Here is a 7,646-nt window from a genome sequence, read left to right on the forward strand (position 1 = left end):
CTCACAGTGTATGTGTTACGCCCAGCCTCTATTGAAACATCCGTGCAGCCTAACGCTGCCATCGTACAGATACACGCACCACGCAGTAGCGGCATCCTTAGCAGTTCCAGCATTGCGGTGATGCCAAACGCGCAACAGATGAGCGTTTACTCTGGCGCGCGCTGGGATGATATCCTCCCGCGGCTGGTGCAGGATTATCTGATCCAGAATTTCCGTACTGCAGCAGCGTTTGAGGCGGTGATAGATACCGACAGTCGCATAGTGCCTGATTACCACCTTATAAGTGATCTGCGCGCCTTTCATAGCAGCTATACCCACGCGGGGAATAATCGCGGTAACCCTATGGTTGAAGTGGAATTTGACGTGCAGTTGATAGACGCATACGCCCGCACCATTGTAGCGCAGCGCCGCTTCAGCGTGGTGGAACCGAGTAGTGGTACCGAGGTGGATGTGGTGGTGCAGGCGTTTAATCGTGCGGCTGCGACCCTGAGTGCAGAGCTCTTGGAATGGACGGCGCAGAATATTGCACCGCATGAGGGGTAACCCTAGCGCATAGCGCCGAGTTTTCTTAAGCAACACAGGGCGCAGAAAGGAAACCCCATGAGTGACCTTTTGAATCACCCCCTGATCAGTGAACGTTATTTCTTCTCCTGGACGATCTCGGCGTGGGCCTGCTCCAACTCGCGGCTCTTCTCCGCCACCCGCCGCTCCAGTTCGCGGTTCCACTCCTCGCTCTCCCGCAGCAGACGCTTCCGCTCCTGGCGCAGCGCCCGATTGTTCAGCTCGATTTTACGGATGCGCAGGACGGTTTACAGGCGATCGATGAGACCCTGATTGTTGAAGGGCTTGAGGATATAGTCGGAAGCGCCGGCCTTCATCAGCTCGACGGGATGAACTAGGATAGCCGTCCCTCTTTTTTTGACAAGGAGAAATGCTGGGGGGCGAAATGAAGACCGATCCGGGTGAATTTTTAGGTTGATTATAAAATCGAGTTAAGACTAGTATGCCCGTTCGTAAAGCAACCAACGGAAACACATAAATATTTTGCGGTTCAAGATGTCATTTGCGGTTCAAGATGTCATTAAGAAAATCGTATTATTTTGCGACGCCAACTTTGATCCTATTGCTGCTGCTTATCGTCGACATCCCTCTGGCCCGAGCCGAACTGAACCTAGGGCTCACAGGCGAGCGGATGGCGACGCTGGGCGGTGAAAAAGCAGCGCTCTACTGGGCCGACGCCTTGGCGGAAAACCTCGGCGAAGAGGTTATTGTCCGGGTTTTCCCCGATGACGCCAGCCTCTTCCAGTGGATGGAACGCTACCGCGTCGTGGAACTGGGACTGGCTTCGGCGAAAGCGGCCCAGAACCAACCGGACGGGCGTTTTTACACCATCAGCCGGGGAGTAGCCAGCGACACCGTCCTGCTCATGCGCCCGGACCTGTCGGCCTCCCGCCAGGAAAGTCTGCGCCACCATGCTTGGTCGACCCTGCCTGACCTGGAACAACGCCATGCCGTCGAACTCGCTCGCCAGGGGCAGATGGATGAAGCCCTGCTCCGGCTCGCGGCGTTGCGTGCCGCTCGCCCGGAAAACCTCTGGCTGATCTACGATACCCTGGTGGTCCTCGGCTGGGCCGAACAAGACGCCGAAGCCATCGAGCTGTCGGAAGAGATTTCCATGGACGCAGCACCCGCCTACGTTCTGGAAACGCTCGGCAAATCACTGCGCAACATCCGCCGTTACGATGCCGCCATTGATCTATACGCCCGGGCCCGCACCCGCTTCTCAGAACATACGGCACTTGCGATCGGACAGGTTTACGCGCTGACCGACGGAGGGCGTGGGGATGAGGCCGAAATCCTCGTCCAGAACCTCCGCAGCGCGAATCCGAAGGATCCGGCGGTGCTGGAAGCGGGCCTCTATGTGGCCCGCCGGCAAAGCAATCTTCCGGCCCAACTCGACTGGAGCCAGAGGCTGCTCGACCTGACTCCCGAGCACGAGGCGACCCAACTGTCCCGGCTGCAAGCCCTAGATGGCCTGGGCGCCAGCCATCTTGCCGTCGCAAAGGCCGAAGCGACTCCGGACCAATCCCAAGGCGAAGCACTTCCGAGCTTCAGAGCCAATCGGGCCGCGCATCAGGTGCGCTGGGGCATTGTCGAACCGCCCAGCGAAGCCGAACGCTTCGCCGCCACCGACCGGGCGCTGGCATTCCTCGAAGAAAACCTGGCCGCGTTGAATCCGGGAAATCCAATCGATGTCCCGCTAATCTTGCAGGGCCGCCTCGATCGACTGGTGGCCCTGCGCGACCGGGTGCGCATGGCGGAGGCCGTGGCTGAATACGAACGCTTGGTCGCCGACGACATGGAAATTCCCCCCTTCGCCCTGCAAGCCGCCGCCGACGCCTATCTCTACCTGCGCCGTCCGGAAGAGGCGCGGGATCTCTATCTGCAAGTCATCGCGGCGGAGCCCGGCAACTTCACCGCCCAACACGCACTTTTCTACGCCTACATCGAACTGGAAGATTTCGACTCGGCCCTGCCGCTGATCGACCGGCTTGCCGAGCGGGAACCGGTCTGGATCCACCCGGGCGGCAGCCGGGTTCCGACCCCCAACCGGCAACGTGTTGTGGCCGAAATCGCGGCGGCCCAGGCCCGACTCTTCGGCGACGATCTCGCAGGGGCGCAAGAGCGACTCGAAAAACTGCGCGATCGGGCCCCGCGCAGTCCCGACCTGGTCCGTCAGGCCGGGGATGTGGAATCGGCCCGGGGCTGGCCGCGCCGGGCGCGGGAATCCTATCTGCGGGCAGAGCACATCGAACCTCAAAATGTCGGCACCCAAATGAGCCTGGCTGGCAGCCACATGGCGCTGCGAGAATTTGACCGGGCCGAGCCGCTCATCGCCGACCTGTACCGACGTTTTCCGGAAAACCGCCAGGCTCAGCGCCTGATGCGCAGTTGGGAAACCCACCGCCTGCGCGAACTGCGCGCCGGCACCGCCTACGCCGACAACAGTGGCGCCGAGCCGGCGAGCGAAGAATTGCGGCTGGACGCCACTCTCTTCTCCACCCCTTTTCTCACCCACTACCGAGCTTTCGCGAGCTGGTACTGGAGCCGCGCCGACTTTCCCGAAGGCGAGGGTATCTACCGCCGCTACGGCGCCGGTTTTGAATATCGCGGCCGCGATCTCGAAGGTACTTTCGAGATCAGCGCCAATCAGGCCGACGGCGACGATCTGGGCCTAGCCCTGGCCGGGCGCCGGCATCTGGGCGACCACTGGTCCATCCCCTTTGCCGCCGAGCTCTTCAGCCGCGACACCCCTCTGCGTGCCCTGCGCAACGGCATCGATGCCGACGCATTGCGCCTGGGGGTCGATTATCTACGGGATGAGTCGGGCCAATGGGGACTCTCCGGTCAATGGCTGGACTTCAGCGACGGCAACCGCCGTCTCCAGTTCAGTGGTTATAAGCGCGAGCGTCTGCTCAGTCGTCCCCATTACAAGCTCGATGCCCGTCTCGATCTCGGGACCAGCTCCAACAGCGAAAGCGATGGTCCCTATTTCAGCCCCGAGCGCGATTTTTCCGCCGAACTGACCCTTGACAACCGCTGGCTGCTTTACCGCCGCTACAGCTTCTCCTTCGGCCATCGCCTGACCCTTTCCGGCGGCGGCTACTGGCAGCGAAATTACGGTGGTCACCCGGTCGCCTCGTTGCTTTACGAACACAACTGGCAAGCCCACGACCGTTTGGCCCTCGACTACGGCGCTGTCTGGCGGCGACGGGTTTACGATGGCGTGGGTGAAACCGGCCTGGAATACTACTTGCGCCTGGGATGGAGGTTCTAGCCATGGGTCAAATCTGGACAATCTTCTGGCTGGCGTTCTTTTTCGTCGCCACCCCGATCGGGGCCAAAGCCTTTACCGTTCTCTGTTATCACGATGTGCAAGAGGTCGCCAACGATCCCGACGGCATGACCGTCTCTACCACTAACCTGGCCGCCCAGTTCGCCTGGCTGCGGGAAAACGGTTACAAAGTAGTCGGCATCGACGACCTGCTGGCGGCCCGGGAGGGCAAGCGCCCCCTGCCGGAAAAAGCGGTGCTGCTAAGTTTCGACGACGGCTACGCGAGCTTTTACCGCACCGTCTTCCCCCTGCTTAAGGCCTTTAACTACCAGGCGGTACTGGCTTTGGTCGGCCGCTGGATCGAAACCCCCGCCGGTGAAACCGTCCCTTACGGCGATCAGCAGGTGCCGCGCGAACACTTCATGAGTTGGGAGGAGATCCGTGAGGTTGCCGACTCGGAGCTGGTGGAGGTCGCCTCCCACAGCTACGACCTGCATCACGGCGAGCCGGCCAACCCCCAGGGGAATACCCAACCGGCCATGACCACCTACCGCTACGACAGCGCGAGCGGCCGTTACGAAACGGACGAGGCCTACCGGCAACGGCTGGCAGAGGATTTCGCCCGCAACGCCGATCTCTTCAAGGAACGCCTCGGCCGCCGTCCCCGAGTGATGGTCTGGCCCTACGGCGAATATAACGGCCTCGCCCAGGAGCTGGCCTCCGAGAGAGGCATGGAGGTCGCCCTGACTCTGGAAAGCGGCGACAACCAGCCGGAAAACCTTGCTAGCGTGCGCCGCGACCTAGTTCTCTACGATCCCGGGCTAGGCGATTTCGTCTGGACCCTGCGTCACCCGACCGACTCCAATCCGCCGCAGCGGGTGGTGCATGCCGATCTCGATTACGTCTACGATCCCGACCCCGTCCAACAGGAGGCCAATCTCGGCCGCCTGCTGGAGCGGGTCAAGACCCTGGGGGTCAGCACCGTCTACCTGCAAGCCTTCGCGGATCCCGACGGAGACGGCGTCGCCGAGGCCCTCTATTTTCCCAACCGGCACCTGCCGGTGCGCGCCGATCTCTTCAATCGCGCCGCCTGGCAGTTGCGCACTCGCGCCGGGGTTCGGGTCTATGCCTGGATGCCCCTGCTGGCTTTCGCTGTCGGCGATGAAAGCGATCAGGTCCTGGCCTGGCGCGCGGAAGGAGAAGCCGCGCCCGATCCGACCCACTACCGACGACTCTCCCCCTTTTCCGCACACGCGCGGCGGCTCATCGGCGAAATCTACGAGGATCTGGCCAAACATGCCCCCTTTGCCGGGGTGCTTTTTCACGACGACGCCTTCCTCTCCGATTTTGAGGATGCCCACCCCGAGGCCTTGGTCGCCTACAAAAAAGCCGGGCTGCCGGGGGAGATCGGACGTTTACGCGACGAGGCCGAGCTGCGCGGTCGCTGGACCGGCCTCAAGGTCGAGGCGCTCCATCAGTTGACCGGTGAGCTCGCCGGCAAACTGCGCTACTGGCGTCCGGGGCTGAAAACCGCCCGTAACCTCTACGCCCGTCCGATCCTGGAGCCGGCCAGCGTCAACTGGTTCGCCCAGAGTCTGCCGCGCTTTCTCGAACACTATGATTACACGGCGGTGATGGCCATGCCTTACATGGAAAAAGCCGAGGATCCCGAGACCTGGCTCGCCACCCTGGCGGCGAAGATCGAAGAGCATCCCGGCGCCTTGGACAAGGTCGTTTTCGAACTGCAGAGTGTCGACTGGCGCCGTGACAACGCGCCGATTCCCGCCGAAACCCTGGTCCGCTGGATGCGCCTGCTCGAACGCTGGGGCGCGCGCCACTACGGTTACTATCCCGACGACTTTCCCGGCGAGCGCCCGGAGATCAAAGCGCTGATGCCGGTCATGTCCCTGCGCACCTTCCCTTACCAGCCATGATTATTCTCGACTATCTCGAACATATTCGCGGGTTTCTCTTCGCCTTCCTGCTCTTCTACCCGCTCTTCATGACCTACCTGTGGATGATCGGCGCCCTCTACTACTACTGGCGCCGGGAGCGGGGACGCCCTGCCTATACCCAGGAACCGATTCTCCCTCGCTACCCCGGGGTTTCCCTGGTCGTCCCCTGCCACAACGAAGGGGATAACGTGCGCGAAACCATCGCCGCGCTGCTGGCCCAGACCTATCCCCATTTCGAGATCATCGCCGTCAACGACGGCAGCCGCGACAACACCGGCGCCCTCCTCGACGAACTGGCCGAAAAGCATCCGCAGCTGCGGGTGCTTCACTTCGCCCGTAATCAGGGCAAGGCCATGGGCCTGCGCATGGCGGCCCTGGTCTCGCCCCACGAATTTCTCGTCTGCATCGACGGCGACGCCCTGCTCGATCCCCACGCCACATCCTGGATCATGAGTCATTTCGTCAGCGGCGCCCGGGTCGGTGCGGTCACCGGCAATCCCCGCATCCGCACCCGCTCGACCCTGCTCGGCAAATTGCAGGTCGGGGAGTTTTCCGCGATCATCGGCATGATCAAACGGGCACAGCGCATCTATGGGCGCATATTCACCGTCTCCGGCGTGGTTTCCGGGTTTCGCAAAACCGCCCTGCATCAGGTCGGCTATTGGAGCCTGGACATGGTCACGGAAGATATCGACATCAGCTGGAAGATGCAGCTCAATCACTGGGACATCCGCTACGAGCCTAATGCCCTCTGTTGGATTCTCATGCCCGAGACCCTGCGCGGCCTGTGGAAGCAGCGCCTGCGCTGGGCGCAAGGGGGCTACGAGGTGCTGCTGCGCAATACCCTAGGGCTCTTCAGCTGGAAAAGGCGGCGCATGTGGCCGGTCTATCTTGAATTTACCGCCAGCGTTATCTGGAGCTACAGCATGCTCGGAGTGGCGATCCTCTGGGTCCTCGGGTTCTTTTTTCCTCTCCCCGAGTACCTGGAAATCCCTTCCATGATCCCCGATTGGCCGGGGGTCATTCTCGGGCTGACCTGCCTTTTGCAGTTCGCCATCAGCCTGCGCATCGACTCGCGCTACGAAAAAGGGCTCAGCCGTTATTACTACTGGATAATCTGGTACCCTCTCGCCTTCTGGCTGATCAGTCTGCTGACCTCCATCGTCGGACTGCCGAAAGCACTCTTCAAAAAACGCGGGCGACGCGCCACCTGGGTCAGCCCCGACCGAGGCGTGACTCAAGGCAGCGCCGGAGGTTCCCGATGAAGCCACCGATCATCAAAAATCCTCGCGGCGCCGACCGCTTCCAGCGCTACAGCCAGCGTCTTCTGACCGGTGCCTTCTGGGTTGGTTTTGCCATGCTCTTGCGGCCACTGCTGACCCTCGTTGCCTGGTATACCGGCGGCCATCTCTTCACCCTGGCGATGATCGAGCGGGACGGCTGGCTCAGCATTTTGAAGGTCCCCTTCATCTACCCCCTGGTGGTTTTCCTCATCGGCACTGTGTTCATCGGCTGGGCGATCTACAACCAGTTGCGTTTTCAGAACAACGAGCGCCGCACTCGCCACCCCGAACCCCTGACCTCCGTGCAGCTTGCGCACTTTTTTCAGGTGGAGGAAGAACAGGTGCGCCATTGGCAAAACCGGCGGCGCATTGTCATGAGCCACGACGACCGGGGCAACCCCGGGGAAGTCGAAGGTGAGTGAGGAGATAGGGAGGTAGGCCCCCCCAGAATATAGGGTCAGGTCTTGCATTGCCATATTTCGCTGACATCTTAACACCATGACATGACCACTACGCATAGAGTTTGAAGGAGCGTTGTATCACGTTACCGCTCGGGGCAATCGGCAGGAAGCG

5 protein-coding genes and 1 pseudogene are annotated in these 7,646 nt (G+C 61.5%); 5 read left to right on the top strand and 1 reads right to left on the bottom strand.

What is annotated here, in order from left to right; genetic code table 11:
* Positions 1 to 543: ABC-type transport auxiliary lipoprotein family protein (locus tag RBR25_RS17100; RefSeq protein WP_432820753.1), on the top strand; the 543-nt coding region annotated here is incomplete at its 5' end.
* A gap of 98 nt (positions 544 to 641) precedes the next feature.
* Here the strand turns inward: RBR25_RS17100 and RBR25_RS17105 are convergent.
* A pseudogene (locus RBR25_RS17105) lies at positions 642 to 887 on the bottom strand (hybrid sensor histidine kinase/response regulator); the annotation flags it as partial.
* A gap of 227 nt (positions 888 to 1,114) precedes the next feature.
* On the opposite strand from RBR25_RS17105, the gene pgaA reads away from it, so the two are divergent.
* From pgaA to pgaD, 4 genes are read left to right on the top strand one after another with little or no spacing between them, the layout of a single operon-like run.
* Positions 1,115 to 3,838, top strand: coding sequence for a poly-beta-1,6 N-acetyl-D-glucosamine export porin PgaA (pgaA, locus tag RBR25_RS17110; RefSeq protein ID WP_432820754.1), 2,724 nt, complete (start codon positions 1,115 to 1,117; stop codon positions 3,836 to 3,838).
* Positions 3,839 to 3,840: 2 nt separating this feature from the next.
* Positions 3,841 to 5,769, top strand: a complete 1,929-nt coding sequence (pgaB, locus tag RBR25_RS17115) for a poly-beta-1,6-N-acetyl-D-glucosamine N-deacetylase PgaB (RefSeq protein ID WP_432820755.1) — start codon at positions 3,841 to 3,843, stop codon at positions 5,767 to 5,769.
* Positions 5,766 to 7,055, top strand: coding sequence for a poly-beta-1,6-N-acetyl-D-glucosamine synthase (gene pgaC, locus RBR25_RS17120; RefSeq protein ID WP_432820756.1), 1,290 nt, complete (start codon positions 5,766 to 5,768; stop codon positions 7,053 to 7,055). Before pgaB ends, pgaC begins: the two co-directional genes overlap by 4 nt.
* On the top strand, positions 7,052 to 7,495 hold the full coding sequence (gene pgaD / locus RBR25_RS17125; protein WP_432820757.1) for a poly-beta-1,6-N-acetyl-D-glucosamine biosynthesis protein PgaD: 444 nt from the start codon (positions 7,052 to 7,054) through the stop codon (positions 7,493 to 7,495). The genes pgaC and pgaD overlap by 4 nt, the downstream gene beginning before the upstream one ends.
* The last annotated feature ends 151 nt before the right edge of the window (positions 7,496 to 7,646 follow it).

This window comes from Trichloromonas sp. (assembly GCF_034006665.1).
Lineage (GTDB): Bacteria > Desulfobacterota > Desulfuromonadia > Desulfuromonadales > Trichloromonadaceae > Trichloromonas.

What these genes read in the sequence shown, in the direction of transcription:
- pgaD (WP_432820757.1), top strand. Translation starts at nt 7,052, where the DNA reads ATGAAGCCACCGATCATCAAAAATCCTCGCGGCGCCGACCGCTTCCAG.
- pgaB (WP_432820755.1), top strand. Translation starts at nt 3,841, where the DNA reads ATGGGTCAAATCTGGACAATCTTCTGGCTGGCGTTCTTTTTCGTCGCC.
- pgaC (WP_432820756.1), top strand. Translation starts at nt 5,766, where the DNA reads ATGATTATTCTCGACTATCTCGAACATATTCGCGGGTTTCTCTTCGCC.